The organism is Klebsiella sp. OBRC7 (assembly GCF_000293135.1).
Classification (GTDB): domain Bacteria; phylum Pseudomonadota; class Gammaproteobacteria; order Enterobacterales; family Enterobacteriaceae; genus Klebsiella; species Klebsiella michiganensis.
On sequence record NZ_ALNJ01000085.1, the window covers coordinates 140,958 to 167,210 of the forward strand.

24 protein-coding genes and 1 pseudogene are annotated in these 26,253 nt (G+C 56.6%); 17 read left to right on the forward strand and 8 right to left on the reverse strand.

All coding sequences use genetic code 11. From position 1 onward, the window contains the following. The first annotated feature begins 244 nt into the window (after positions 1-244). The 8 genes from hinT to HMPREF1144_RS16840 all read left to right on the forward strand — a co-directional run bounded on the left by hinT (position 245) and on the right by HMPREF1144_RS16840 (position 6,354). Entirely contained in the window at positions 245-601 is a 357-nt protein-coding gene (gene hinT / locus HMPREF1144_RS16805; RefSeq protein WP_004849924.1) for a purine nucleoside phosphoramidase, read from the forward strand. Between the two features lie 5 nt (positions 602-606). Then, positions 607-981: a YcfL family protein gene (locus tag HMPREF1144_RS16810; protein WP_004849925.1), complete on the forward strand. Its 375-nt coding sequence runs from the start codon at positions 607-609 to the stop codon at positions 979-981. A gap of 12 nt (positions 982-993) precedes the next feature. Then, a complete protein-coding gene (gene lpoB / locus HMPREF1144_RS16815; protein ID WP_004849926.1) occupies positions 994-1,629 on the forward strand; it encodes a penicillin-binding protein activator LpoB in 636 nt (211 codons plus the stop codon). Beyond that, on the forward strand, positions 1,610-2,428 hold the full coding sequence (gene thiK, locus HMPREF1144_RS16820) for a thiamine kinase (RefSeq protein ID WP_009653501.1): 819 nt from the start codon (positions 1,610-1,612) through the stop codon (positions 2,426-2,428). The genes lpoB and thiK overlap by 20 nt, the downstream gene beginning before the upstream one ends. A gap of 31 nt (positions 2,429-2,459) precedes the next feature. Further along, entirely contained in the window at positions 2,460-3,470 is a 1,011-nt protein-coding gene (gene nagZ / locus HMPREF1144_RS16825; protein ID WP_161505690.1) for a beta-N-acetylhexosaminidase, read from the forward strand. A 36-nt stretch (positions 3,471-3,506) separates the two neighbouring features. Further along, positions 3,507-4,049 (forward strand): alpha/beta hydrolase YcfP, encoded by a 543-nt coding sequence (ycfP, locus tag HMPREF1144_RS16830; RefSeq protein WP_004849931.1) that lies wholly within the window; start codon positions 3,507-3,509, stop codon positions 4,047-4,049. Between the two features lie 235 nt (positions 4,050-4,284). Then, entirely contained in the window at positions 4,285-5,589 is a 1,305-nt protein-coding gene (locus HMPREF1144_RS16835; protein ID WP_004849932.1) for an NAD(P)/FAD-dependent oxidoreductase, read from the forward strand. Positions 5,590-5,814: 225 nt separating this feature from the next. Further along, positions 5,815-6,354 carry a glycine zipper 2TM domain-containing protein gene (locus tag HMPREF1144_RS16840; protein ID WP_004131424.1) on the forward strand — a complete coding sequence of 180 codons (540 nt, stop codon included), beginning with the start codon at positions 5,815-5,817 and terminating at the stop codon, positions 6,352-6,354. 57 nt (positions 6,355-6,411) lie between these two features. Here the strand turns inward: HMPREF1144_RS16840 and HMPREF1144_RS16845 are convergent, their stop codons facing one another. Both HMPREF1144_RS16845 and HMPREF1144_RS16850 read right to left on the reverse strand, forming a co-directional pair. Further along, positions 6,412-8,589, reverse strand: a complete 2,178-nt coding sequence (locus HMPREF1144_RS16845; protein WP_004849935.1) for a TonB-dependent siderophore receptor — start codon at positions 8,587-8,589, stop codon at positions 6,412-6,414. Between the two features lie 370 nt (positions 8,590-8,959). Next, on the reverse strand, positions 8,960-9,595 hold the full coding sequence (locus HMPREF1144_RS16850) for a TetR/AcrR family transcriptional regulator (RefSeq protein ID WP_004849937.1): 636 nt from the start codon (positions 9,593-9,595) through the stop codon (positions 8,960-8,962). A gap of 249 nt (positions 9,596-9,844) precedes the next feature. On the opposite strand from HMPREF1144_RS16850, the gene bhsA reads away from it, so the two are divergent. Further along, entirely contained in the window at positions 9,845-10,102 is a 258-nt protein-coding gene (bhsA, locus tag HMPREF1144_RS16855) for a multiple stress resistance protein BhsA (protein WP_004131427.1), read from the forward strand. A gap of 221 nt (positions 10,103-10,323) precedes the next feature. On the opposite strand, the gene ldtC is transcribed toward bhsA, so the two are convergent. After that, on the reverse strand, positions 10,324-11,283 hold the full coding sequence (ldtC, locus tag HMPREF1144_RS16860; RefSeq protein ID WP_009653517.1) for a L,D-transpeptidase LdtC: 960 nt from the start codon (positions 11,281-11,283) through the stop codon (positions 10,324-10,326). 166 nt (positions 11,284-11,449) lie between these two features. Further along, positions 11,450-14,896 carry a transcription-repair coupling factor gene (gene mfd / locus HMPREF1144_RS16865; protein WP_009653454.1) on the reverse strand — a complete coding sequence of 1,149 codons (3,447 nt, stop codon included), beginning with the start codon at positions 14,894-14,896 and terminating at the stop codon, positions 11,450-11,452. A gap of 39 nt (positions 14,897-14,935) precedes the next feature. Here mfd and HMPREF1144_RS33695 point away from each other — a divergent pair. The 7 genes and pseudogenes from HMPREF1144_RS33695 to HMPREF1144_RS16895 form a co-directional block, all read left to right on the forward strand. After that, positions 14,936-15,001: pseudogene (locus tag HMPREF1144_RS33695) on the forward strand (hypothetical protein); the annotation flags it as partial. Positions 15,002-15,201: 200 nt separating this feature from the next. Then, positions 15,202-16,401 carry a lipoprotein-releasing ABC transporter permease subunit LolC gene (gene lolC / locus HMPREF1144_RS16870; protein WP_004849945.1) on the forward strand — a complete coding sequence of 400 codons (1,200 nt, stop codon included), beginning with the start codon at positions 15,202-15,204 and terminating at the stop codon, positions 16,399-16,401. Next, on the forward strand, positions 16,394-17,095 hold the full coding sequence (gene lolD, locus HMPREF1144_RS16875) for a lipoprotein-releasing ABC transporter ATP-binding protein LolD (protein WP_009653514.1): 702 nt from the start codon (positions 16,394-16,396) through the stop codon (positions 17,093-17,095). The genes lolC and lolD overlap by 8 nt, the downstream gene beginning before the upstream one ends. Continuing rightward, positions 17,095-18,339, forward strand: a complete 1,245-nt coding sequence (gene lolE / locus HMPREF1144_RS16880; protein WP_042927942.1) for a lipoprotein-releasing ABC transporter permease subunit LolE — start codon at positions 17,095-17,097, stop codon at positions 18,337-18,339. Before lolD ends, lolE begins: the two co-directional genes overlap by 1 nt. A 48-nt stretch (positions 18,340-18,387) precedes the next feature. Beyond that, positions 18,388-19,299: an N-acetylglucosamine kinase gene (gene nagK / locus HMPREF1144_RS16885; RefSeq protein WP_009653421.1), complete on the forward strand. Its 912-nt coding sequence runs from the start codon at positions 18,388-18,390 to the stop codon at positions 19,297-19,299. A 14-nt stretch (positions 19,300-19,313) separates the two neighbouring features. Next, positions 19,314-20,159 carry a Sir2 family NAD+-dependent deacetylase gene (gene cobB, locus HMPREF1144_RS16890; protein WP_004849954.1) on the forward strand — a complete coding sequence of 282 codons (846 nt, stop codon included), beginning with the start codon at positions 19,314-19,316 and terminating at the stop codon, positions 20,157-20,159. A 28-nt stretch (positions 20,160-20,187) separates the two neighbouring features. Continuing rightward, positions 20,188-20,505, forward strand: coding sequence for a hypothetical protein (locus HMPREF1144_RS16895; RefSeq protein ID WP_004849956.1), 318 nt, complete (start codon positions 20,188-20,190; stop codon positions 20,503-20,505). 423 nt (positions 20,506-20,928) lie between these two features. Here the strand turns inward: HMPREF1144_RS16895 and potD are convergent, their stop codons facing one another. The 4 genes from potD to potA are packed head-to-tail and all read right to left on the reverse strand — an operon-like array spanning position 20,929 to position 24,713. Further along, the gene (potD, locus tag HMPREF1144_RS16900; protein ID WP_004849958.1) at positions 20,929-21,975 is read right to left on the reverse strand and encodes a spermidine/putrescine ABC transporter substrate-binding protein PotD; all 1,047 of its coding nucleotides are present in this window, start codon (positions 21,973-21,975) and stop codon (positions 20,929-20,931) included. Beyond that, positions 21,972-22,757 carry a spermidine/putrescine ABC transporter permease PotC gene (potC, locus tag HMPREF1144_RS16905; RefSeq protein ID WP_004849960.1) on the reverse strand — a complete coding sequence of 262 codons (786 nt, stop codon included), beginning with the start codon at positions 22,755-22,757 and terminating at the stop codon, positions 21,972-21,974. The genes potD and potC overlap by 4 nt, the downstream gene beginning before the upstream one ends. After that, the gene (potB, locus tag HMPREF1144_RS16910) at positions 22,754-23,611 is read right to left on the reverse strand and encodes a spermidine/putrescine ABC transporter permease PotB (protein ID WP_009653465.1); all 858 of its coding nucleotides are present in this window, start codon (positions 23,609-23,611) and stop codon (positions 22,754-22,756) included. The genes potC and potB overlap by 4 nt, the downstream gene beginning before the upstream one ends. Next, a complete protein-coding gene (potA, locus tag HMPREF1144_RS16915; protein ID WP_004849964.1) occupies positions 23,595-24,713 on the reverse strand; it encodes a spermidine/putrescine ABC transporter ATP-binding protein PotA in 1,119 nt (372 codons plus the stop codon). The genes potB and potA overlap by 17 nt, the downstream gene beginning before the upstream one ends. Positions 24,714-24,988: 275 nt before the next feature. Between potA and pepT the strand changes: the two genes are divergently transcribed. After that, positions 24,989-26,218, forward strand: a complete 1,230-nt coding sequence (gene pepT, locus HMPREF1144_RS16920) for a peptidase T (RefSeq protein ID WP_004849966.1) — start codon at positions 24,989-24,991, stop codon at positions 26,216-26,218. Positions 26,219-26,253: the final 35 nt, after the last annotated feature.

Here is a 26,253-nt window from a genome sequence, read left to right on the forward strand (position 1 = left end):
ATATTTAATGTGTAAACAAGCGGGAAAACGGCTGTACCCGGGTCTTATTGACCGGTACCGGGAGGCACACAGCGAAGAAACGCTTAATCCGTCAGCAGCTAAGCGCTTGCTCGCGTAAGAAAAAACGCATTCAGGTTGAAAGAGGGGGAGTAACTCGCTCATACTCTTAGGGGAATCCTGTGCATCCGCGTTTACCTGCAGAGGCAGGCCAGAGCACGGTATAAAAATTATTAAGGAATCAGTCATGGCAGAAGAAACGATTTTCAGCAAAATCATTCGCCGGGAGATCCCGTCGGATGTGGTTTATCAGGATGAGCTCGTGACCGCTTTTCGCGACATCTCTCCGCAGGCGCCAACCCATATTCTGATCGTTCCCAATATCCTGATTCCCACCGTCAACGATGTGACCGCAGAGCACGAGCTTGCCCTGGGACGCATGATGACCGTCGCGGCGAAAATCGCCCGCGATGAGGGGCTTGCCGACGATGGCTATCGCCTGATCGTCAACTGCAATCGCCACGGGGGCCAGGAGGTCTACCATGTCCATATGCACCTGCTGGGCGGCCGTCCGTTAGGCCCGATGCTGGCTCATAAAGGTTAACATTCATGCGCGCAGCCCACTTCGGCGCACTTCTGGCCGTGACGTTACTGGCCGGGTGCAGTTCGCATCCGGAAATTCCTGTCAGCGATCGGCAAAGTCTGGTGATGGAATCAAACGTACTGGCAGCGGGCATCAGCGCTGAAGTACCGACGGTGACCGCATCCGAGATTCAGGCGACGGCGACCACCCGATTGTTCAATGAACGCCAGGTACCGGTGACCGTGCATTATCGCTTTTTCTGGTATGACGCCAGAGGGCTGGAAATGCATCCGCTGGAGTCCGCGCGCAGCATAACGGTGCCTGCGCACTCTTCCGTTACGCTTTATGACAGCGCCAATATTCTGGGGGCGCACAAGGCCCGACTTTATCTTTATCTGTAAGAGGTAATCGTAATGATTAAACTATGTCGCTATGCATTAGTTACCGCACTGGCGATATTCCTTGCCGGATGCGTGGGCCAACGTCAGGAACCCGCTCCCGTTGAGGAAGCGCAGCCGAAGCCGCAACAGCCCGTTCAGCCGCAGCCGACTGTGCCGACTATTCCCGTGATACCTACGCAGCCGGGTCCGATTGAACACGGCGAGCAGCCAGCGCAGCCGGCGCCGCGCGTGCGTCATTTTGACTGGAATTCCGCGGTGCAGCCGATGATAGGGCAGATGCTGCAGGCCAGCGGCGTAAATGCGGGCAGCATTTTGCTGGTCGACAGCGTCAATAACCGCACCAACGGCACCTTGAATGCGGGAGAGGCCACCACGGCGCTGCGCAGCGCGCTGGAAGGCAATGGAAAATTCACCCTTGTCTCGCAGCAGCAACTGGGCGTAGCCAAACAGCAGCTTGGCCTGTCGCCGCAGGATAGCCTTGGCAGCCGCAGTAAAGCGATGGGCATTGCGCGTACCGTTGGCGCACAGTACGTGCTCTATTCTAACGCGACCGGCAACGTCAATTCCCCTGAGCTGAAAATGCAGCTAATGCTGGTCCAGACCGGCGAAATTATCTGGTCAGGCAAAGGTGCTGTTCAGCAACAATAAGCTCACGCGCGACGAAGTGCTGTCGCGCTTTTTCCCGCGCTATACGCCTGTCGCCGCGCCGCCCCAAAACGGGCTGAGCGGCGGCAGCTGCATTCTCAGCGATGGTCGGCAAAAGCGGGTGCTGCGCCAGCCGCACGATCCGCATGCGCCGGCCTGCGACTTTCGCCGTCAATATCACGTCCTGTCACGCCTTCCCGATTCGTTAGCGCCCGCGCCGGTGTTTTATTCTCCCGCCTGGATGGTGGTGGAATATTGCTCAGGCGATGTGGTTAACGCATTACCGGAGTGTCCGGCGCTCGCAGGGTTACTGTATCATCTGCACCAGCAGCCGCGCTTTGGCTGGCGTATCGCGCTGCGGCCGCTGCTTGAGCGGTACTGGCAACAGTGCAGCCCCGCGCGGCGCACACCGCGGTGGCTACGCTGGCACAAACGGCTGCTGCGTCGCGGCGAGCCCCGGCCGCTGCGTCTCGCCCCGTTACATATGGATGTCCATGCGGGCAACATCGTTCACGGCGAGGCGGGACTGCGGCTGATTGACTGGGAATATGCGGGCGATGGCGATGTTGCGCTGGAGCTGGCGGCGGTGTGGATCGAGCCCGACGCGCATCGTCGGCTAGCCGAAGAATACGCGAGACAGGCGAGCATCGATGAGCTTCAGCTCTGGCGGCAAATTCAGCGCTGGCGTCCGTGGGTGCAGCTGCTGATGGCGGGCTGGTACGAGCGACGCTGGCAGCAAACCGGCGACCGACAGTTTATTGCGCTGGCGGATGAGGTATGGTGCCAGTTAGACAAAAAGTAAAAGGATAAGAGAGGTGGATGTGGGCCCGGTAATGTTGGATGTCGAAGGTTTTGAACTGGATGCGGAAGAGCGTGAGATTCTGGCGCATCCTTTGGTTGGCGGGCTGATCCTGTTTACCCGCAACTATCACGATCCGGCGCAGCTGCGTGAGCTGGTCCGCCAGATCCGCGAGGCCTCGCGTAACCATCTGGTGGTGGCGGTAGATCAGGAAGGCGGGCGCGTGCAGCGTTTCCGCGAGGGCTTTACCCCCCTCCCTGCGGCGCAATCTTTCGCCGCGCTGCTCGGCATGGAGGAGGGCGGTAAGCTGGCCGCAGAGGCTGGCTGGCTGATGGCCAGCGAAATGATCGCCATGGATATTGATATCAGCTTTGCGCCGGTTCTGGACGTTGGGCATATCAGCGCCGCTATTGGCGAGCGATCCTATCACGACGATCCCGACAAAGCCCTGGCGATAGCTCGTCATTTTATTGACGGCATGCACGCCGCGGGAATGAAAACCACCGGTAAGCATTTTCCCGGACACGGCGCGGTGACGGCCGATTCCCATAAAGAGACGCCGCGCGATCCGCGCGCGGAAGCGGAAATTCGCGCCAGAGATATGGCCATCTTCCGTACGCTGATTGGCGAGCAGCGGCTTGATGCGATCATGCCCGCCCACGTCATCTACAGCGACGTTGACCCGCGTCCGGCCAGCGGATCTGCGCACTGGCTAAAAACAGTTCTGCGCGGTGAGCTGGGATTTGAAGGGGTGATTTTCTCTGACGATCTGTCGATGGAAGGGGCGGCGATTATGGGCAGCTACGCCGAGCGCGGCCAGGCATCGCTGGATGCGGGTTGCGATATGATCCTTGTCTGCAATAATCGTAAGGGTGCGGTCAGCGTGCTGGATAACCTGTCGCCGATCAAAGCAGAACGTGTTACGAAATTGTATCATAAAGGTTCCTTTAGCCGTCAGGCGTTAAGGGATTCCGCCCGCTGGAAGGCGATCAGCGCGCAGCTTGAGCAGCTTCACGCGCGCTGGCAAGAGGCGAAATCCGCGTAATAAACCTGAAAGGCGTTGTTGTCTGGTGAGGATGCGATGATTATCTATTTACATGGTTTTGACTCAAACAGCCCCGGTAACCATGAGAAGGTGCTTCAGCTTCAGTTTATTGACCCCGATGTTCGGTTGATTAGCTACAGCACGCGGCATCCCAAACATGATATGCAGCACTTATTAAAAGAGGTCGATAAGATGCTGCAGCTGAGCGCCGACGATCGGCCGCTGATTTGCGGCGTGGGTCTCGGCGGCTTCTGGGCGGAGCGAATTGGCTTTCTTTGCGATATCCGCCAGGCCATTTTTAACCCGAACCTGTTTCCCAATGAAAACATGGAAGGGAAAATTGATCGGCCGGAAGAGTATGCGGATATTGCCACCAAATGCGTGAATAATTTCCGCGAAAAAAACCGCGATCGCTGCCTGGTGGTGCTATCTCGTCAGGACGAAGCGCTGAATAGCCAGCGTTCGGCGGACCTGCTGCACCATTACTACGAGATAATCTGGGATGAAGAACAGACCCACAAGTTCAAGAATATCTCCCCGCATCTCCAGCGCATAAAAGCCTTCAAAACCCTCGGCTAAACGCGCGCCGGCCCGCAATGTGAAAACATCGCGGGCTTTTTTTTATTCATTTTTGCGATTCTGCGCTCAAAAAATATGCGGTAAAACTTGATGCATATCAATTTTGGTATGACCAATGCACCGTTCATGTTATTCTCGATCTCGCTGAATGGTTTCACTGCCGTAACCTGTTGTTAATTAAAGGTTATATCTATAACTTTTAGTTAACAATTGGTTAATAATTTTAGGGGGTCGCGTGACTACGCCATTGAAAAAAATAGTGATTGTGGGTGGTGGTGCCGGTGGGCTGGAGCTGGCTACCCAGTTGGGTAAAAAGCTGGGCCGTAATAAAAAGGCCAAAATCACGCTGGTTGATCGTAACCACAGCCACCTGTGGAAACCGCTGCTGCATGAAGTGGCGACCGGTTCACTTGATGAAGGTGTAGACGCGCTGAGCTATCTTGCTCACGCCCGTAACCACGACTTCCAGTTCCAGCTGGGATCGGTGGTGGATATTAACCGTGAAACCAAAACGATCACCCTCGCCGAGCTGCATAACGAGAAGGGCGAGCTGCTGGTGCCTGAGCGTAAGCTGCCTTACGATACGCTGGTCATGGCGCTGGGAAGTACGTCGAACGACTTCAACACGCCTGGCGTGAAAGAGAACTGCATCTTCCTCGATAATCCGCATCAGGCGCGTCGTTTCCATCAGGAAATGCTGGATCTGTTCCTCAAGTATTCGGCGAACCTCGGGGCGAACGGCAAGGTGAACATCGCCATCGTCGGCGGCGGCGCGACCGGCGTTGAGCTGTCGGCCGAGCTGCACAATGCGGTGAAACAGCTGCACAGCTACGGCTACAAAGGTCTGACTAACGAAGCTCTGAACGTGACGCTGGTTGAAGCTGGCGAGCGTATTCTGCCCGCGCTGCCGCCGCGCATTTCCGGCGCCGCGCACAGCGAGCTGACCAAGCTTGGCGTTCGCGTCTTGACCAAAACCATGGTCACCAGCGCCGATGCAAACGGTCTGCACACGAAAGAAGGCGAATTTATCAACGCTGATCTGATGGTCTGGGCGGCCGGGATTAAGGCGCCGGACTTTATGAAAGAGATTGGCGGTCTGGAGACTAACCGTATTAACCAGCTGGTGGTCGAACCGACGCTGCAAACGACGCGCGATGCGGATATTTACGCCATCGGTGACTGCGCGTCCTGCGCCCGCCCGGAAGGCGGTTTTGTCCCGCCGCGCGCTCAGGCTGCGCACCAGATGGCGACCTGCGCCCTGCACAATATTCTGGCGCAGATGAAAGGTAAGCCGCTGAAAGCTTATACCTATAAAGATCACGGTTCCCTGGTGTCGCTCTCTAACTATTCCACCGTGGGCAGCCTGATGGGCAACCTGATGCGCGGTTCAATGATGATCGAAGGTCGCATTGCGCGCTTCGTCTATATCTCTCTGTATCGCATGCACCAGATTGCGCTGCACGGCTACTTTAAAACCGGCCTGATGATGCTGGTAGGACGTATCAACCGCATTATTCGTCCGCGCCTGAAGCTGCATTAATATCTCTGGGCGGCAAAGCCACAAGGTTTTGTCCGCCCGTTTGCTTTTCGCATTAAGAGACTAATAACCAGAATATCCTCCTTTCCTTCCCGGAAAACCCTCTCAGATTCCTCCGAATCCCGTTGATTTGCCATACGTTCACGCACTTTTCATCCGCTTTCTTATTTGCAAGCCTGATGCCTGGATTGCAAAATTACGGGCAATAGCAACGAAGGAGGAAGTCCCGTGAATAAATCAATGTTGGCGGGTATAGGTATTGGCGTGGCTGCCGCGCTGGGCGTCGCAGCCGTTGCCGGTCTTAACGTGTTAGATCGCGGCCCGCAGTATGCACAGGTTGTGTCCAGTACGCCGATAAAAGAGAGCGTCAAAACCCCGCGCCAGGAGTGCCGGAACGTCACCGTGACCCATCGTCGACCGGTGCAGGATGAAAACCGCATCGCCGGATCCGTGCTGGGCGCGGTGGCCGGTGGGGTTATTGGCCATCAGTTCGGCGGCGGACGCGGCCGCGACGTTGCCACCGTCGTGGGCGCGCTGGGCGGCGGCTATGCCGGTAACCAGATTCAGGGCTCAATGCAGGAAGGGGATACCTACACCACGACGCAGCAGCGCTGCAAAACGGTGTACGATAAATCAGAAAAAATGCTCGGCTACGATGTCACTTACAAAATCGGCGACCAGCAGGGCAAAATCCGTATGGATCGCGACCCTGGTACGCAAATCCCGCTGGACAGCAATGGCCAACTGATTCTGACTAACAAAGCGTAAAAAAGATGTGTATCTTTATTCGCCCCTCAGGCTCTCTGGCTGAGGGGCTTTTTTTTATCAGAAGCTCAACGCGTAGTTCAGGCCGAAGGTGCGTCCGCGGCCTTTATACTCGTAGAGAGAGCTGCTGCCGTAGGTCGGGCTGTACAGCAGCGGCGCGCGCTGGCCCCAGAGGGTGACATAATCTTCATTGAGCAGGTTCTCAATGCTGAAGGTCAGCTTGCCGAGGGGGAGCGCGTAGCTGCCGATAAAGTCTACCGTATTGTAGCCGTCGAGCTTATTGCCGCTGGCATCGCTTATATCAAACACCTGCTGGCTCTGCACCCGCAGCGACCACGGCTCCGGCGCCCAGCCCACCCACGCGGTGGCTTTTGACGGCGAGGCGAGAGTGACGTCCCACTTCTGCCAGCTACCGTCGCTTTTCACCTGCGATTTCAGCACGTTAAAGTTAGCTCCGGCGCTCCAGTCGCTGTTCGGGAAGTAATAGTCCACCGCGCCCTCTACGCCATAAATACGGCGTTTATCGGACTGCACATCGATGGTCATATCGGTACGGTTAACGACGATCGTTTTATCGGAGGTCGAATAGTAAGCCGCCAGCTGAGTGCGCAGATTATCGCCGGTGTAGCGCCAGCCCAGTTCGTACGAGTTAACTTTAATTCCCTGCAGCGGCGAATCGCCAACGTTCACGCTTGAGAGAAGCGGAAGATGGCCGTTGACCGCCGCACCGTACTTTCCGATGCCGTAGTATTTGCCCGGATCCGGCAGCTCAACGCCCTGGGAAAAGTTAAACCAGGTCTGCTGACGATCGGTGAGATGGGCGACAATCCCGGCGTTAAACAGGAAGTTGTCGTAATCGGTTTTTCCGCCCGGAATGGCATCCGCTGAGCTGACCTTGCCGCTGGCGACATCCTGCTGCTGGGCATAGCCGACAAAATCATCGACCCGGTTTTCCGTCCACTGATAACGTACGCCGCCGCTGATAGTGAAGATGTCGTTCAGGTCATAACTGGACTGCAGGAACGGCGCCAGGTTGGTAATGCTGTAGCCGGGATAACGGCCGGTGGTGTAGATAGCCTGGTTATTCAGACCGCCGGAAGACATAGACTGGCCCAAATTGAAGAACATCTGATTGGCGTTGAAGGTTTCGTGGTCGGCGTCCACTCCCCAGGTCAGATCCCAGCCATCCAGCGGTTGGCTATTCAGGGTGATCTTCGCGCCGTACTGATCGGTATCCTGTTGTGAAGAGGAGAAGCTGCTGACCTGGCCTTTGCTGAGCGTAGGGAAAGGGTAAAAAGTCAGGGATTCATCACGATAATAGACCTGGCTGACCAGATTCTGGCCGAGGAAATCGGCATCGGAATACTGCAGGCTTATCAGGTGACGTTCGGTGCCGGGGACGCGGTCGGAGTTCAGGCCATCGGTGGTAAAGGCTTTGCCGTCGCCGGTCACCGCCGACATATTTTTCCCGAGGTACAGACCGTAATCGTCGCCCTGGCTTTTATAGTACTGGGTTACCAGCTGCAGCTGACGGTTCTCGTCAATCTCAATGGTTCCCGTTCCCATTACATCCAGGCGGTCGGAATGTTGAAGCCCGGTCTGGGTATTATCAAGGATCAGCGCATCGTTATTGCCATCATACCAGCCGCCAAAACGCTGATAGGCTACCGATAAACGGCCGGAAGCGTGGTCGGTACCGCCGCTGACCGCTGCCGCCACGCGTTCATCATGATCGTTGCTGTTGGCAAAACCGGTTTTGCTCCCCAGCTCCAGATCGACCTGGCGCTCCTGCTGGCCCTTTTTGGTGACGATATTAATAAGGCCGCCGGTACTACCGCCGCCGTACAGCGATGTGGCGCCAGAGATCACCTCGATATGCTCAATGTTAAACGGATCGATAGAATCCAGCTGGCGGCTATCGGTACGGGAGGAGTTAAGGCGAACGCCGTCAATCAGCACGACGATCGCGCGGCCGCGCATATTCATGCCGTAGTTGGTGCGTCCCTGGCTGCTGACGTCGATGCCGGGGATCAGCTGCGCCAGCACGTCTTTAAATTCTTTTCCGCCCTGAACTTGCTGTTCAATTTCCTGACCTTCGATAACCCAGGTGGTCTGGGCCATTTCAGCGACGGTGCGGTGCGTTCGGTTTGCGCTGACGATCATGCTGTCATCAGCGGCCCAGGCGGGCAGGGCGGTTGCCAGCAGCAGTGGGTTAAGCACCCAGAGACGCTTGTTCATGCTCATTCCTTTTATGAGTTTATGCCCGTCATTCTTCAAGTTGCAGGTGTGTTGACTGCGGATTACCCGGCCCATCCATGGGCCTGGCCCCTACGGGGCCAGCGCTAGCGCAGATCAAGGCACAAGCGCCATGTCCTGCAACTCGAATTATTTAGGGCTTACGATATCGTTGTTTTCGTTATTCGGTACGGGCGTACCGGTTGTTACATGGTGAAATATACAGAAACGTTTAAGACTGAATTTTGCCCGTATTGATTATTGTTATCAATATCATTCTCGTGAAATGAACAAAATAAATGACTGAAAACATTGCGTTATGTAGGGATAAAGGGGAGGGGAACCGGTGGGGAGCCCACCGGTAAGCAAGGTCCTAGCGCTGAAGAACCTGGGGCCACAGACGCAGCGTGGTCTCGGCGATCTGCATGATTTTAGTGAAGTCGGCGCCTTCGCGGGCGCTGATCGACATGCCTTGTAATATGCAGTTAAGAAACTGCGCCAGCTGGCGTACGTCACCGTCTGGCGGCAGCTCGCCGCGCAGCTGCCGCTGCTGGAGAAACTGCGTTAGCGTCTGTTCCTGCATCGCGTGCCGGGACTTCACGGTATTGGCGATATCGGTGGACGCCGCCGCCAGCGCTGCGGAGGTATTAATCATAAAGCAGCCTGCCGGCGTTTCTTTGCTGGTAAAGCAAGTCGCGACGGCGGTGAAGTAGTCGCGTAACGCCCGATCGACGCTTTTCTCTTCGTCAAAGAGGAGCGCTTCGTGCCTGGCGGCAAAACGCGCGATGTAGCGATCCAGCACCGCGCGAAACAACCCCTCTTTATTCACAAATTCCGCGTAGAGCGTAGGCGCTTTTGCGCCCGTCGCCTCCACTAAATCGGCGAGAGAGGTCGCTTCATAGCCGTGCTGCCAGAAGAGTGTCATGGCCTTATCCAGCGCCGCTTCCCTGTCGAACACTTTAGGTCGGCCACGGCTTTTTTTTGTGCAACTTTGAACGTCAGTTGTCATGGTGCCGCTGTACCTGTGTTGGTTTGTTGAAAGGGCATTATAAAAATAAACCTTACGTGCTACCAGCGATGTTGCTCTAAAAATAAATAATTCATATATGTATGAATTTTAAGCTGTTTATAAATAGTTAAACGGTCGTTATAAAAATAGTTTGACGTGTGACTTAGATCACATTATCATTTCCCTATCGATCGTTAATTAAATGCGTTCGCCCCTACAAAAACATTCATCTGCACAGGTATAACAATCATGAAAAACGTTAAAACACTCGCTATCGCCGCTGTTCTTAGCTCACTCTCTTTCGCCAGCTTTGCCGCCGTAGAAGTTCAGTCAACGCCGGCGGGCCAGCATAAAATCGGTACCGTTTCCGCCTCAGCCGGGACCAACCTGGGTTCGCTGGAAGATCAGCTGGCGCAAAAAGCGGAAGAGATGGGCGCAACCTCTTACCGTATTACGTCCGTAACCGGTCCTAACACCCTTCACGGGACTGCGGTTATCTACAAATAATTTGTTGCGCTACCCCTGTTATGCCACTGACTAAGCGCGGATCTGACCCCCTTCAGCAGTCCGCGTGAAGTAACAAGGACGTTATTCTCTGACGAGAGGCGGTGCCCACCCCTTATATGGCGCCGCAGCTCGCAGAAAAGCAGGACCCTGTTTGATTATTGCCATAAAAAAACCGCCTCAGTGAACTGAAGGCGGTTTTTTTTCGTCGGCAGTTTAGCGAACTAGAGCGACTGCTCCGTTACGCGATGGTGGCGGGTGACGTCAATCGGCATGCCCGAACGCAGCATCATCGCGCGTTCCATTACCTCGGTGTCGGTCAACTGTGCCTGCTTAAACGCCTGCATGCTGTCAGTAAGGGTAATGGGCAGCGTCTGCGGGTCGTCATCAATATGTTTTGACAGCGGCTGATGGACCTCCACCAGACGGGTGCCGTTCGGCTCCACGGACACCTTGATTGGCGTATTGATAATCGTCACCTTCGTGCCTGGGGTGATTTCGTTGTACAACGCTTTGATGTCGTCATCGCGCAGGCGAATACAGCCGGAGCTGACGCGCATGCCGATGCCGAAGTCGGCGTTGGTGCCGTGCAGCAGATACACGCCGCCGTACGCCGCCAGGCGAATGGCGTGGTGCCCCATGGGGTTATCCGGGCCGGCGGGCATGACGGCGGGCAGGTCAATGCCCATTGCTTTATAGCGGGCGCGAATATTTGCCGTCGGCGTCCAGGTCGGGTTGGCGCGTTTGTCGGAGACGGTGGTGACCATCGTCGGCGTGATGGTGTCGCCGCCGAGCTGACCAATGCCGATAGGATAAACGGTCACTTCACTTCTTCCTGGCGGATAGTAATAGAGGCGAAGTTCGGCCAGGTTAAGGACTAATCCTTCGCGCGGCGCGTCGGGCAGCAGGGTTTGCAGCGGAATCGTCAGCACGCTACCGGCTCGTGGAACATACGGATCCACCCCGGGGTTAGCCTGGAGCAGGGCCAGAAAACCGACGTTGTACTTTTTGGCGATCGCTTCGAGCGAGCCGCCGTTATTCTCGACGACATGAAACTGGTTTTGCCCGATCAGACGGCTGCCCGGAGGCGGCAGGGGCCAGGTATTGGCGCGAGCGGGCAGCGCCAGTGCGGCGGCGATAACCATCATCCCCAGCCACAGAGAAATTCGCGTAAAGCTTTTCATCACCCTAATTCCATAATAAGTAAGTGGTTATTTTTATACGAAAAGTCCCTGAGATTATGGCGAAGCGAGTGTCTGGAAGTTCAGAGGGATTGCAAAATGTTTGTAAATTTTGCCGAACAAGCGAGGAGGGGCGGGATACGACGCACAGGCCGTATCCCGCCTGCTATCAGGCGGCGGCGTTCTCTTCGAGCTGGCGCATAAACTGGCGCACCCACTCCATCCGTGTTTTACGCTCGGCAAGGTCCTGCGTAAACTTGAGGCGCGTTGGGCCATCCAGGCGATAGTGCTGAGGCTGCTTTTGCAACAGGCCAATCAGCCACATCGGGTTCACGTTATTCTTCTCGTTAAACTCAATGGTGCCGCCCTTTTCGTTGCTCTCCAGCTTGCGGATCCCCAGCTTCTGGGCCTGTTGGCGGAGTCGGGCGATATCGAGCAGGTTTCTTGCCGGGTCGGGCAGCAGGCCAAAGCGATCGATAAGCTCGACTTTGATCTCCTCCAGCTCATTCTCGTTCTTCGCGCTGGCAATGCGTTTGTAGAACGACAGGCGCGTATTCACATCCGGGATAAAGTCGTCCGGCAGCAGCGACGGCATCCGTAACTCAACTTCGGTCTGCTGACTGGTAAGATCCTCCAGCGAGGGTTCGCGGCCTGCTTTCAGCGCGTCAACGGCATTTTCCAGCAGCTCCATATAGAGGGAGAAGCCGATGGTTTCCATGGAACCGCTCTGATCCTCGCCCAACAGTTCACCCGCGCCGCGAATTTCGAGGTCATGCGTTGCCAGCGCGAAACCAGCGCCGAGATCTTCCAGCGATGCAATAGCCTCAAGACGTTTTTGCGCATCGGTGGTCATCGCCTTCGGATGCGGCGTCAGCAGCCAGGCATAGGCCTGATGGTGCGAACGACCGACGCGACCGCGCAGCTGGTGCAGCTGTGCGAGACCGAAGTGATCGGCGCGCTCGATAATAATGGTGTTCGCCGTTGGAATGTCGATCCCGGTTTCGATAATGGTGGTGCACACCAGCACGTTAAAGCGCTGATGATGGAAATCGTTCATCACCCGTTCGAGTTCGCGCTCGCGCATCTGGCCGTGACCGATGGCAATGCGCGCTTCCGGCACCAGCTCCGCCAGCCTCTCGGCGGCTTTCTGGATGTTTTCCACGTCATTATAGAGGTAGTAAACCTGGCCGCCGCGCAGTACCTCACGCAGGATCGCCTCGCGGACCACCAGCGCGTCATATTCGCGGACGAAGGTTTTGACCGCCAGACGGCGGGCGGGCGGAGTGGCAATGATCGACAGATCGCGCATACCGCTCATCGCCATATTCAGCGTACGCGGAATAGGCGTGGCGGTCAGGGTCAGGATATCGACGTCGGCGCGCATCGCCTTGATGCGCTCTTTATGGCGCACGCCGAAGCGGTGCTCTTCATCAACAATCAGCAGGCCGAGATCGCGCAGCTTAACGTCCGGCTGCAGCAGTTTATGGGTGCCGATAAGAATATCGACTTTCCCTTCCGCGACCTGCTCGAGGATCTGCGCCTGCTCTTTGGCGCTACGAAAGCGCGAGAGCATCTCGATGCGCACCGGCCAGTTGGCGAAGCGATCGCGAAAGTTATCGAAGTGCTGCTGGGCGAGCAGGGTGGTCGGCACCAGCACCGCCACCTGCTTATGGTTTTCAACCGCCAGAAACGCGGCGCGCATCGCCACTTCCGTTTTGCCGAAGCCGACATCGCCGCACACCAGACGGTCCATCGCCAGCGGCTGACACATATCGCTTAGTACGGCGTTAATAGCCTGCGCCTGATCGGGCGTAGTCTCGAACGGGAAGCCGTCGCAGAACAGCTGATATTGCTCTTTATCATGTTTAAACGCGTAGCCCGCTTTTGCCGCGCGCTGGGCGTAGATATCCAGCAGTTCGGCGGCCACGTCGCGCACTTTCTCGGCCGCTTTCTGCCGCGCCCGCGCCCAGACGTCGCCGCCCAGTTTATGCAGCGGCGCATTCTCTTCCGCGCCGCCCGCATAGCGGCTAATCAGATGCAGCGACGACACAGGCACGTACAGTTTGGCATCGTTGGCGTAGGTCAGCATCAGGTATTCGCCATTGATGCCGCCCGCTTCAAGGGTGGTCATTCCGGCGTAGCGCCCAACTCCATGCTCAAGGTGCACCACCGGTTGGCCGATATGCAGCTCCGCCAGGTTACGAATCAACGTATCCGGATTGATGGTGCGGCGAGAGTCCTGACGACGGCGCGCGACGCGCTCGCCCAGCAGGTCGCTTTCGCAAATCAGCGCCAGATTACGCTGGCTATCGACGAAACCATGCTCGGCGGCGCCGATCATCAGATAGCGGCCATTACCCGTCGCCTCTTCAAGACGCAGGATATGCTTTGGCGCGATCTTAATACGCGCCAGCATTTCGCCAAGCGCCTCTCGACGCCCCTCGCTCTCGACCGAGAAAATCACCGGCCCGCTGAAGGACTCGAGGAATCGGCGCAGGTTATCCAGCGGCGCTTTGTTCTGCGCCTGGATCGCCAGCTCGGGTAATTTCTGATAACCGAGATTGGTGTTGGCGGCTTTTTCCGCCAGACGCTCGGTTTTGAGCTGGACGCGCGGCCATTTTTTTAGCTCGCTAAACAGCTCATCGCTGCGCAGCCACAGCTGTTCCGGCGGCAAAAGCGGGCGCATCGGGTCGACGCCGCGGTTTTCAAAGCGGGCGCGGGTTTCGTTCTGGAAGCGTTCGGCGCTGGCCTCCAGATCGCCGGTGTTAACGATCAGGGTTTTCTCCGGGAAATAGCTGAACAGCGGCGGCAGCGGCTCGTTAAAGAACAGCGGCTGCCAGTATTCGATTCCCGCGGGCAGCGTGCCTTTGCTGACCTGCTGATAAATATGCTCGGCGTCGCGTTTGACCTCAAAGCGGTCGCGCCACTGGCTGCGGAACAGCTCGATAGCTGCCTGGTCCGTCGGGAATTCGTGCGCCGGAAGCAGGTTAATGCTGGCGACTTCCTCCAGCGTACGCTGGCTGTCGACGTCGAACAGGCGCAGGCTGTCTATCTCATCATCAAAAAAATCGAGACGGTAGGGCTGCTCGCTGCCCATCGGAAACAGGTCAAGCAATGCGCCGCGCGTGGCGTACTCGCCGTGCTCCATCACCTGGTCGACGTGACGATAGCCGGCGCTATCCAGCTGGGAGCGCAGCGCATCCCGCGACAGGCGCTGGCCTTTTTTCATCACCAGCGCGTGGCCGTGGAGGAAATTATGCGGACAGACGCGCTGCATCAGGGTGCTGACCGGGATAATCAGTACGCCGCGTTCCATCGTCGGGAGCTGGTACAGGGTGGCGAGACGGGAAGAGATAATGTCCTGGTGCGGGGAAAAGCTATCGTAAGGGAGGGTTTCCCAATCCGCCAGGCCCGCCACCATGCTATCGGTAAACTGCCTGATTTCATCATTCAGACGCAGGGCGTTTTGCATATCGGGGGCAATCAGTACCACCGGTCCGCCGTGGCGCTCGGCCATTTCCGCCACCAGAGTGGCGCAGGCCGCGCCGGTCAGTTCGCCAATCTGGCGCTGATCGCCGGCTTTAACCGGCAGAGAGTATCGGTATTGTTCAGGCATAGACGGTATCATGATCTCTTGGGTATTCGCTCTGCCGATATGGAGGGCAACTCGCTGATATTCAATAGTGAGATTATCCGCGATCGACCCGGATTCGCCAACCCGTATCGCAAACATCCTGTCGTGGCCAAAAATGTAACGAACTCCGATAAGCGTAAAGTTAAATATTGACTTACCTGTCTATCTTGTTGTTTATATTGATTTTTTGCTATTTTTGTCAATAAAATCTACAGGTATCAGTCATTTACGCTGCCCATAATCGCTTATATACTCGGGCATCGGCTATCAGCAATCAGATGGATGACATGTATCAACCTGCCGCACTCTTTATCGGCCTTCGCTATATGCGTGGGCGCGCAGCCGACCGCTTCGGTCGTTTCGTCTCCTGGCTTTCGACCATCGGCATTACGCTTGGCGTGATGGCGCTGGTGACCGTTCTTTCGGTGATGAACGGCTTTGAACGCGAGCTGCAAAACAACATCCTGGGGCTGATGCCGCAGGCCATTCTTAGCGCCAAGCAGGGGTCTGTAAACCCGCAACAGCTGCCGGAAAGCGCGGCCAGATTACAGGGGGTCACCCGCGTGGCGCCGCTGACCACCGGCGATGTGGTGCTGCAAAGCGCCCGCAGCGTGGCGGTCGGCGTGATGCTCGGCATCGACCCGGCGCAAAAAGATCCCCTGACGCCCTACCTGGTTAACGTCAAGCAGAGCGATCTGCAGGCCGGCAAGTATAACGTCATCCTGGGCGAGCAGCTGGCAGGACAGCTGGGCGTCAATCGCGGCGATCAAATCCGCGTGATGGTGCCTTCCGCCAGCCAGTTTACCCCGATGGGGCGGCTTCCCAGCCAGCGCCTGTTTAACGTGATCGGTACCTTTGCGGCCAGCAGTGAAGTCGATGGTTATCAAATGTTGACCAACATCGACGACGCCTCGCGCCTGATGCGCTACCCGCAGGGAAATATTACCGGCTGGCGGCTGTGGCTGAATCAGCCTTTACAGGTGGATACCCTCAGCCAGCAGACGCTGCCGGAAGGGACCAAATGGCAGGACTGGCGCGAGCGTAAAGGCGAGCTGTTCCAGGCCGTGCGGATGGAAAAAAATATGATGGGCCTGCTGCTGAGCCTGATCGTCGCCGTCGCCGCCTTTAACATCATTACCTCTCTGGGAATGATGGTGATGGAAAAACAGGGCGAAGTGGCGATTCTCCAGACCCTTGGCCTGACGCCGCGGCAGATCATGCTGGTCTTTATGGTCCAGGGCGCTAGCGCCGGGATCGTCGGCGCGCTGCTTGGCGCCGGACTGGGCGCGCTGCTTGCCAGTCAGTTAAATAATTTGATGCCGATTATCGGCGCATTCCTCGACGGCGCCGCGCTGCCGGTGGCCATTGAGCCGCTGCAGGTCATTGTGATTGCCCTCGTGGCAATGGTGCTGGCATTACTCTCTACGTTGTATCCTTCATGGCGCGCTGCCGCCACTCAACCCGCTGAGGCTTTACGTTATGAATAAGATCCTGCTGCAATGCGACAACCTGTGCAAACGCTATCAGGAAGGCAGCGTGCAAACCGACGTGTTGCATGATGTCAGCTTCAGCATTGAGGAGGGCGAGATGATGGCGATTGTCGGTACCTCGGGTTCCGGCAAAAGTACGCTGCTGCATCTGCTTGGCGGGCTGGATACGCCGACCTCCGGCGACGTTATCTTTTACGGCCAGCCGATGAGCCAGCTCTCCGCCGCCGCCCGCGCCGATCTGCGCAACCGCGAACTGGGCTTTATCTATCAGTTTCACCACCTCTTACCGGATTTCACCGCGCTGGAAAACGTGGCGATGCCGCTGCTGATTGGTAAGCAGAAGGCGGCGGATATCGAGCGGCAGGCGAAAGCGATGCTGCGCGCCGTCGGGCTTGAGCACCGCAGCGGCCACCGTCCGTCGGAGCTCTCCGGCGGCGAGCGTCAGCGCGTTGCGATTGCCCGCGCGCTGGTGAATAAACCGCGCCTGGTGCTGGCGGACGAGCCCACCGGTAACCTTGACGCCCGCAACGCCGACAGCATTTTTCAACTGCTTGGCGAGCTGAACGTGGCGCAGCGTACCGCCTTCCTGGTGGTGACCCACGACCTGCAGCTGGCAAAACGCATGAGCCGCCAATTGGAGATGCGCGATGGGCGCCTGACAGCCGAACTCTCCCTGATGGGGGCTGAGTAATGGCTTCTCCGTTATCGTTATTGATTGCCCTGCGCTTCAGCCGTGGAAGGCGGCGCGGTGGGATGGTGTCGCTGATTTCGGTTATTTCGACGATCGGTATCGCGCTGGGCGTGGCGGTGTTGATCGTTGGCCTGAGCGCGATGAACGGCTTCGAACGCGAACTCAACAACCGCATTCTGGCGGTGGTCCCTCACGGTGAGATTGAACCGGTGAACCAGCCGTGGAACAACTGGAACGAGGCGCTGGCGAAGGTTGAGAAGGTTAAAGGCATCGTTGCCGCGGCGCCATATATTAACTTCACCGGGCTGGTGGAGAGCGGCAGCAATATGCGCGCCATCCAGGTGAAAGGCGTTGACCCGCAGCAGGAGGGCCGTCTCAGTTCGCTGCCCAACTTTGTGCAGAACAATGCGTGGGCCAGCTTTAAAGCTGGCGAACAGCAGGTGATCCTTGGTAAAGGCGTCGCCGATGCCCTGCACGTTAAGCAGGGGGACTGGGTGTCAATTATGATCCCTAACTCCGATGCCGAACATCAGCTGCTGCAGCCAAAGCGCGTCAGGCTTCACGTCGCCGGTATTTTGCAGCTCAGCGGACAGCTCGATCATAGTTTTGCCATGATTCCCATGCAGGATGCGCAGCAGTACCTTGATATGGGCAGCAGCGTGACGGGGATCGCCATCAAAGTGACCGACGTGTTTCATGCCAACACCCCGGTACGCGATGCGGGCCAGGTGACCAATAGCTACGTTTATATCAAGAGCTGGATAGGCACCTACGGCTATATGTACCGGGACATTCAGATGATCCGCGCCATTATGTACCTGGCGATGGTGCTGGTGATTGGCGTGGCCTGCTTTAACATCGTCTCGACCCTGGTGATGGCGGTGAAAGATAAAAGCGGCGATATTGCGGTGCTGCGCACGCTTGGCGCAAAAGACGGGCTGATCCGCGCGATTTTCGTATGGTATGGTTTACTTGCCGGTTCGGTAGGGAGCCTGATTGGGGTGGCGATTGGCGTTATCTGCGCCTTTAAGCTGACCGCAATCATTAACGGTATTGAGAGCCTGATCGGGCATAAATTCCTCTCCGGCGACATCTATTTTATTGACTTCCTGCCGTCTGAACTGCACTGGCTGGACGTCGTTTACGTGCTGGTGACGGCACTGTTGCTGAGTTTGCTGGCCAGCTGGTATCCCGCCCGCCGCGCCAGCCGCATTGACCCGGCGAGGGTGCTGAGTGGCCAGTAATTTATCGTCATGGTCGGCTTTGCTGACCAGTAAAGAGGAATTGCTGAAATGTACTATGGATTTGACATTGGCGGCAGCAAGATAGCGCTGGGCGTATTTGATAAAGCGCGGCGGCTACAGTGGGAAAAACGCGTCGCCACGCCAAAAGAGAGCTATGAGGTTTTTTTGCAGGCGGTAGAAGCGCTGGTTGAGGAAGCCGATCGGCGCTTCGGCTGTCAGGGTTCGGTGGGCATCGGTATTCCGGGCATGCCGGAGACGGAGGACGGCACGCTCTACGCCGCCAACGTGCCCGCCGCCAGCGGCAGGCGGCTGCGGGCCGATCTGAGCGAACTTCTGGGCCGCGATGTGCGGCTTGATAACGACGCCAACTGTTTTGCCCTCTCCGAAGCGTGGGATGACGAGTTCACCCAATATCCGCTGGTGATGGGGATGATCCTCGGCACCGGGGTTGGCGGGGGGCTGGTACTCAACGGAAAATCGATTACCGGGCATCGCTATATTACCGGCGAATTCGGCCATACCCGCCTGCCGGTGGATGCGCTGGAGGTGGTGGGGCGCGATTTTCCGCTTACGCGCTGCGGCTGCGGCCAGCTGGGCTGCATTGAAAACTACCTTTCCGGACGCGGCTTCGCCTGGCTGTATGAACATTTTTACCAACACGCTTTAACCTCGCCCGAGATCGTCGCGCTATGGCAGCAGGGCGACGCAAAGGCGCGCGAGCACGTCGAGCGCTATCTCGATCTGCTGGCGGTATGCCTCGGCAATATTTTAACGATTGTCGACCCGGATCTGCTGGTGCTTGGCGGAGGATTGTCTAACTTTACAGCAATAACCGAAGGGCTGGCGCAGCGCCTGCCGCGACATCTGCTTCCCGTTGCCAGCGTGCCGCGCATTGAGCGCGCGCGTCATGGCGATGCCGGAGGCATGCGCGGTGCGGCCTTCCTTCATCTGACTCAATAACGACAGAGGTAGCTATGCAGTCGCGCCGCTTACATCGATTAAGCCGATTTCGCCGCAATAAGCGTCGGTTACGAGACCGTCTGCGTCAGCGGATTTTCTTCGGCGAAGATAAGGAGACCCCTGAAACGATGGAAAAACCAAGAGTCGTGGTGCTAACCGGCGCGGGTATTTCGGCTGAGTCGGGAATTAAAACCTTCCGCGCCGCCGATGGCCTGTGGGAAGAGCATAGGGTGGAAGACGTGGCGACGCCGGAAGGCTTCGCCCGCGACCCGGCGCTGGTGCAGGCGTTTTATAATGACCGCCGCCGCCAGCTGCAAGGACCGGATATCGTGCCCAATGCGGCGCATCAGGCGCTGGCGCGGCTGGAAGAGGCGCTGGGCGATCGTTTTTTGCTGGTGACCCAGAATATCGATAATCTGCACGAGCGCGCGGGCAATCGCCGGGTGATACATATGCACGGCGAATTGCTGAAGGTGCGCTGCTCGTGGAGCGGCCAGGTGCTGGAGTGGACCGGCGATGTGACCGCGGAAGACAAATGCCACTGCTGCCAGTTCCCCGCGCCGCTGCGCCCGCACGTGGTGTGGTTCGGCGAGATGCCGCTGGATATGGATGAGATCTACCTTGCGCTGGCCGAGTGCGATATCTTTATCGCCATCGGCACTTCCGGGCACGTTTATCCGGCGGCAGGCTTTGTTCACGAAGCGCGGCTGCAGGGCGCCCATACGGTAGAGCTCAACCTTGAGCCAAGCCAGGTGGGCAGCGAATTTGCCGAAAAACACTATGGCCTGGCAAGCGAAGAAGTACCGAGGTTTGTGGAAAAATTGCTGCATGAGATAGCCAGGTCGACGCCACGTCCTTGATAAATCGCGATGGAAAGCAGGAGCGGCTATGGATAGCCCGTTAGTGATATCTTTCATTATTTTTATTGCCGCAGTTGGGGTTGGGCTGTGGAGTCAGCATTGCCTGCCCCGTCTTTCCGATAGCCGAAATATGCTGTTTATTATTTGTTTTTTTCTCGGTCTCGGATCCGCCGCTTCATGTCTGTTTCATCTGCTCTATCTGCTGTTGGTCGGCCAGCGCGCACAGGGCGATATCGCCGCGTTCGGTACGCTTATTACGATAGCTGCATTGTGGAAGCCGCTGAACTATGTCACCGGCAAGGTGGATGACGCCGCAAATAAGCGTAAGGGAAAGCGGAACGAGTAGGCCTCTGGCGGGTAGTAAAAAGCCGCCCGCCGCATTTCACTCTCACCCAGAACGGCGAAAAGCGAGCCAGCTGGGGTAAATTCAGCGTCGTTTACGCGTCCACAGCCAGGTGGCTACAAAGGTACTGAAGCCTATCATTACCGCCCATAGGGGGACTATTTTATACAGGTAAAAGCCGCCGCTGCTGAAGTACAGTCATACCGCCTGATAAAAGAGGTTAGCTACCGTCACTGTTTCATGTGTACTTATTCTTGTAACACATTAATACCCATCATACTTCAAGCTGCCTCTTTGTTGGCTACCTGCACTTACCCCGGTCACGTACTGTTTGTACGCTCCCGGGGATGCGTTTAGTTGCCGCCGTGATGCAACTCGAATTATTTTGGGTATTCAACTTAACCGATGCCCGGCATGCTGGAGCGATTAACGACCCGCTTTCAGCTTCTGATAATACTCTTCATAAAGCGTACTGGCGCTGCCGACATCGTTCTGCCATTCGCCTTTCTGAATCGTTGCGGCGTCCGGGTAGAGCGATTTATCGTTGGCGACTTCCGGGCTTAGCATCTTCCGTGCGGCAAGGTTTGGCGTCGGGTAGCCGATGGTTTCCGCGACCTGTTTGGCCACTTCCGGGCGCAGCAGGAAGTTGATCAGCTTCAGCGCGCCATCAACGTTTTTGGCGTTTGCCGGAATCGACAGGCTATCCATCCAGAAGATGCCGCCTTCTTTCGGCCACACCACTTCCAGCGGCGTACCGGCCTGACGCGCAACCCACGCGGAGCCGTTCCATACCATGCCGAGGTTCACTTCGCCTTCCATATACGGGTTCGCCGGGTTATCGGAGTTGAACGCCGCGACGTTCGGCATCAGTTTTTTCAGCTCGTTATAGGCCGCTTCAATCTCTTTCGGATCGGTGGTATTACCGGAGTAGCCCAGTTTACGCAGCGCGACCTGGAACACTTCGCGCGCGTCGTCGGTCAGCAGCAGGCTGCTCTTATACTCGGGTTTCCACAGATCCGCCCAGCTGGTGACGGTCTTCGGATCGATCTCTTCGCTATTCACCCCAATGGCCGTCGCGCCCCAGATGTACGGAATGGAGTAGTCGTTGTTGGGGTCGAACGGTTTGTTGAGCATTTCAGGGTCAAGATTGCTGAAGTTGCTCAGTTTGCTCTTGTCGATCTTCTGCAGCATGCCCTCTTTACGCATTTTGTCGACGAAGTAGGTGGAAGGCACGACCAGGTCGTAGGCGCCGTCTTTATAGGTTTTGAGCTTGGCGTACATGGTTTCGTTCGACTCGTAGGTCGAATAGATCACCTTGATGCCGGTCTCTTTGGTGAACTGCTCCAGCAGCCCCGGCGGGACATACTCGGTCCAGTTGTAGAAATAGAGCGTTTTGCTATCGTCCGCGTGCGCGGCGCTCATACCGACTGCCAGAGCGCCCGCAGCGAGCAGGTGGCGTGACCATTTTTTCATTTTAACGTCCCCTGAGTTTTATCACGTGCAATTATCTGGCTGGCAATCACCATCACCAGCGACAGAACCAACAGAATGGTCGCCAGCGCGTTAACCTCTGGCGATACCCCAACTTTAACCATCGAATAGATCTTCAGCGGCAGGATCTCATAACCCGGCCCGGTGACGAATGAAGAGACCACCACATCATCCATCGACAGGGTAAAGCTCAGCAGCCACCCTGCGGCCACCGCGGGCAGCGCCAGCGGCAAAATGATCTTTCGCAGAATGGTCAGTTCGCTGGCGCCGAGATCTTTCGCTGCTTCCAGCATCCGCACGTCAAAACCTTTCAGGCGCGAAAATACCGTGACCACCACGAAGGGCAGGCAAAAGGTGATGTGGGAAAACAGCAGCGACCAGAATCCCAGCTGAATACCGATCAGCATAAACAGCACCAGCAGCGAAATCGCCATCACGATATCCGGCGACATCATCACCACGAACAGCATACCGCTGACGAACGGCTTGCCGCGAAAGCGATAGCGGTACAGCGCCACGGCGGTCAGCGAGCCGATAAGCGTAGCAAAGGTCGCCGACAGCACCGCCATGGTCAGCGAGTGCTGCGCCGCCTGCAGCAGGCTGTCGTTGTTCATCAGCAGGCTATACCAGTTGGTGGTAAAACCCTGCCAGTTAATGCCGAAGCGTGAACTGTTAAACGAGTTAACGATCAGAATAATAATGGGAATATAGAGATACGCGTAAATAGCGGTCATAAAGCCGCCGCGCAGCAGTCGACCGATCATTCCAGCTCCACCTTTTTATTCAGTAAACGCGCCGCGCGCCAGTAAATCAGCAGCATCAGGCCCATCACCAGCGTAAGCGTGATGCTGGTCGCCGCGCCAAACGGCCAGTCGCGGATGTTGAGGAACTGGCTCTTAATCACGTTACCAATCAGCAGGTTCTTCGCGCCGCCCATCAGGTCGGAAACGTAGAACAGCCCCATGGCCGGAAGCATCACCAGCAGACAGCCGGCGATAATCCCCGGCATGGTCAGCGGAATGATGATACGGATAAAGGTTTGTAGCTTACCGGCGCCAAGGTCTTTTGCCGCTTCCAGCAGCGGGCGGTCGAGCTTCTCGATGCTCGAGTAGAGCGGCATCACCATAAACGGCAGCAGAATGTAGACCAGGCCGATAATCACCGCCGAGGGGGTGTACATGATGCGCAGCGGCGTATCGATGATACCCAGCCACAGCAAAAATTCATTAAGGTAGCCCTTGGTGCTGAGAAAAATCTTCAGTCCGTAGATACGAATCAGCGAATTGGTCCAGAACGGCACGATCAGCAGAAACAGCATCAGCGGGCGCACCTTCTCCGGTAGCCTGGCCATGAACCAGGCGAAAGGGTAGCCGAGCGCCAGGCAGGCCAGCGTCGCCAGCAGCGCCATATTCAACGAATGCAGCAGCACGTCGTAGTAGAGCGGGTCGAGCAGGCGCGCGTAGTTGTCCAGCGTAAAGACCAGCTTGACGAAGTTGGTGTCGTCGCGGGTCAGAAAGCTGGTGGCGATGATCATCAGGTTGGGCAGAAAGACAAACAGCACAAGCCAGCCCACGATGGTGGCGATCGCCACATTCTGGAATTTACTGGTGTTCTTCATCGGCCAGCACAACCTCCCAGCTTTCTACCCAGTTAATGGCCATTTTCTGGTCGAGAGAGTGGTCAAAATCAGGGTCGTCCTCATTAAAGAATTCGCTGACCATCACCATTTTACCGTTTTCCAGTTCAACCACCGATTCCAGCGTCATGCCTTTATAGTTGCGTTCGCGGATATAGCCTATCAGGCCATCGGCGTCATTACTGTGGTGGATCTCGTCCACGCGCAGGTCTTCCGGGCGCAGCAGGACGTTAAGCCGCTGGCCTTTTTCAACGGCGAAGTTGACGTAGATATTGCATTCGCGGCCTTCGACGCTGGCGCGCACCCGCCGATCGTCAATCCGTTCAATGACCGTGGCGCTGAAAATGTTGATTTCGCCGATAAAGCTGGCGACGAACAGGTTTTTCGGTTCTTCGTAGATTTCGCGCGGCGTACCGTCCTGCTCGATTTTACCCTCGCGCATCACCACGATACGGTCGGACATGGTCAGCGCTTCTTCCTGATCGTGGGTGACGAAGACGAAGGTGATGCCGAGCTTACGCTGCAGCGCCTTCAGTTCGTTCTGCATCTGCTTGCGCAGTTTATAATCAAGGGCGGAGAGGGATTCATCAAGCAGCAGCAGGCGCGGTTTATTTACCACCGCGCGGGCAATCGCCACGCGCTGTTGCTGGCCGCCGGACAGCTGGTGCGGTTTACGTTGAGCAAACGCTTCAAGCTGCACCATGCGCAGGGCATCGTGGACGCGGGGCGCGATGTCCGCCGTCGGAGTTTTCTGCATACGCAGGCCGAAGGCGACGTTTTCAAACACCGTCATGTGCGGAAACAGCGCATAGCTTTGAAAGACGGTGTTCACGTGGCGGTTTTCCGCCGGGATATGGGTGATATCGTGATCTTCGAGATGGATTTGGCCGCTATCGACGCTTTCCAGTCCGGCGATAAGACGAAGAACGGTTGTTTTACCGCAGCCAGAGGGGCCAAGCAGGGTGAGAAACTCACCGTTGTTGATGGTCAGATTGAGGTCGGAGATAACCGTTTTACCATCAAAGCTTTTGCGAATTCCCGCCAGCTGAACCAGCGGAGAACGCGAACGCGGTTGTGTATTCAATTTTCGACTCTGTCCCGTGTAGACGCAGCGGAAAGCTTACCGATGCGGGGTTTGTGGTTAACCACCTTTGGTTTTGCACATAAAATAATAAGGCCGAGCATTCTACGGCAAACGATTGTAATCGCCAATGATTGATGCGCCATGATGAACTACCTTTACAACATTATCGTGTGAAATGTATTAAATTCTCATTTGCCGGGCTAAAAATGACCTGACGCAATATTTGGTTTTTCCGGCTTATCAATAATGTTGTCACAAAAGAAGAGGGTGGCTACATGGATAAATTGCTTGAGCGTTTTTTGCAGTACGTTTCTTTAGACACGCAGTCGAAACCGGGCGTGCGTCAGGTACCGAGCACGGAAGGTCAGTGGAAGCTGCTACGTCTGCTTCAGGCGCAGCTGCAAGAAATGGGACTGGTGAATGTGACGCTGAGTGAGAAAGGGACGATCATGGGCACCCTGCCGGCTAACGTTGAGGGTGATATTCCGGCCATTGGTTTTATTTCTCATGTCGATACGTCGCCTGACTTCAGCGGCAAGAACGTGAATCCGCAGATCGTAGAAAACTATCGCGGCGGCGATATCGCGCTTGGTATTGGCGATGAGGTCCTCTCCCCGGTGATGTTCCCGGTGCTGCACCAGCTGCTCGGGCAGACGCTGATCACCACCGATGGTAAAACGCTCCTCGGCGCCGATGATAAAGCCGGTATCGCGGAAATCATGACCGCGCTGGCGACGCTAAAGGCGAAGAATATTCCTCACGGCGATATCCGCGTCGCCTTTACCCCGGATGAAGAGGTGGGCAAAGGGGCGAAGCATTTCGATGTTGCCGCGTTTGACGCCTGCTGGGCCTACACCGTCGACGGCGGCGGGGTGGGTGAACTGGAGTTCGAGAACTTTAACGCCGCGTCGGTGACGATTAAGATCGTTGGCAACAATGTTCATCCCGGTACGGCGAAAGGGGTGATGGTCAACGCGCTATCGCTGGCGGCGCGCATTCATGCCGAAGTCCCTGCGGACGAAGCGCCGGAAACCACCGAAGGCTATGAGGGCTTCTACCATCTGGCCAGTATCAAAGGCACGGTCGATCGGGCCGATATGCACTACATCATCCGCGATTTTGACCGCAAGCAGTTTGAGGCCCGCAAGCGCAAAATGATGGAGATCGCCAAAAAGGTCGGCAAGGGGCTGCATCCGGATTGCTATATTGAACTGGTCATCGAAGACAGCTATTACAATATGCATGAAAAAGTGATGGCGCACCCGCACGTGGTGGAGATAGCCCGCCAGGCGATGGTGGATTGCCAGATCGATCCGCAGATGAAGCCGATTCGCGGCGGTACCGATGGCGCTCAGCTCTCCTTCATGGGGCTGCCGTGTCCGAATCTGTTTACCGGCGGCTATAACTACCACGGCAAGCATGAGTTTGTGACGCTTGAAGGCATGGAGAAGGCGGTGCAGGTGATTGTACGTATTGCGGAGCTGACGGCGAAACGAGGCGCATGAAGGCTATAAGCTACGGGCCCGGTGAGGCGTCAGCC

Bases quoted from the DNA above. Each gene is read 5' to 3' on its own strand.
- hinT (WP_004849924.1), top strand. From the start codon at position 245: ATGGCAGAAGAAACGATTTTCAGCAAAATCATTCGCCGGGAGATCCCG.
- HMPREF1144_RS16810 (WP_004849925.1), top strand. From the start codon at position 607: ATGCGCGCAGCCCACTTCGGCGCACTTCTGGCCGTGACGTTACTGGCC.
- lpoB (WP_004849926.1), top strand. From the start codon at position 994: ATGATTAAACTATGTCGCTATGCATTAGTTACCGCACTGGCGATATTC.
- nagZ (WP_161505690.1), top strand. From the start codon at position 2,460: ATGTTGGATGTCGAAGGTTTTGAACTGGATGCGGAAGAGCGTGAGATT.
- ycfP (WP_004849931.1), top strand. From the start codon at position 3,507: ATGATTATCTATTTACATGGTTTTGACTCAAACAGCCCCGGTAACCAT.
- HMPREF1144_RS16845 (WP_004849935.1), bottom strand. From the start codon at position 8,589: ATGAACAAGCGTCTCTGGGTGCTTAACCCACTGCTGCTGGCAACCGCC.
- HMPREF1144_RS16850 (WP_004849937.1), bottom strand. From the start codon at position 9,595: ATGACAACTGACGTTCAAAGTTGCACAAAAAAAAGCCGTGGCCGACCT.
- bhsA (WP_004131427.1), top strand. From the start codon at position 9,845: ATGAAAAACGTTAAAACACTCGCTATCGCCGCTGTTCTTAGCTCACTC.
- ldtC (WP_009653517.1), bottom strand. From the start codon at position 11,283: ATGAAAAGCTTTACGCGAATTTCTCTGTGGCTGGGGATGATGGTTATC.
- mfd (WP_009653454.1), bottom strand. From the start codon at position 14,896: ATGCCTGAACAATACCGATACTCTCTGCCGGTTAAAGCCGGCGATCAG.
- lolC (WP_004849945.1), top strand. From the start codon at position 15,202: ATGTATCAACCTGCCGCACTCTTTATCGGCCTTCGCTATATGCGTGGG.
- lolD (WP_009653514.1), top strand. From the start codon at position 16,394: ATGAATAAGATCCTGCTGCAATGCGACAACCTGTGCAAACGCTATCAG.
- lolE (WP_042927942.1), top strand. From the start codon at position 17,095: ATGGCTTCTCCGTTATCGTTATTGATTGCCCTGCGCTTCAGCCGTGGA.
- nagK (WP_009653421.1), top strand. From the start codon at position 18,388: ATGTACTATGGATTTGACATTGGCGGCAGCAAGATAGCGCTGGGCGTA.
- cobB (WP_004849954.1), top strand. From the start codon at position 19,314: ATGCAGTCGCGCCGCTTACATCGATTAAGCCGATTTCGCCGCAATAAG.
- HMPREF1144_RS16895 (WP_004849956.1), top strand. From the start codon at position 20,188: ATGGATAGCCCGTTAGTGATATCTTTCATTATTTTTATTGCCGCAGTT.
- potD (WP_004849958.1), bottom strand. From the start codon at position 21,975: ATGAAAAAATGGTCACGCCACCTGCTCGCTGCGGGCGCTCTGGCAGTC.
- potC (WP_004849960.1), bottom strand. From the start codon at position 22,757: ATGATCGGTCGACTGCTGCGCGGCGGCTTTATGACCGCTATTTACGCG.
- potB (WP_009653465.1), bottom strand. From the start codon at position 23,611: ATGAAGAACACCAGTAAATTCCAGAATGTGGCGATCGCCACCATCGTG.
- pepT (WP_004849966.1), top strand. From the start codon at position 24,989: ATGGATAAATTGCTTGAGCGTTTTTTGCAGTACGTTTCTTTAGACACG.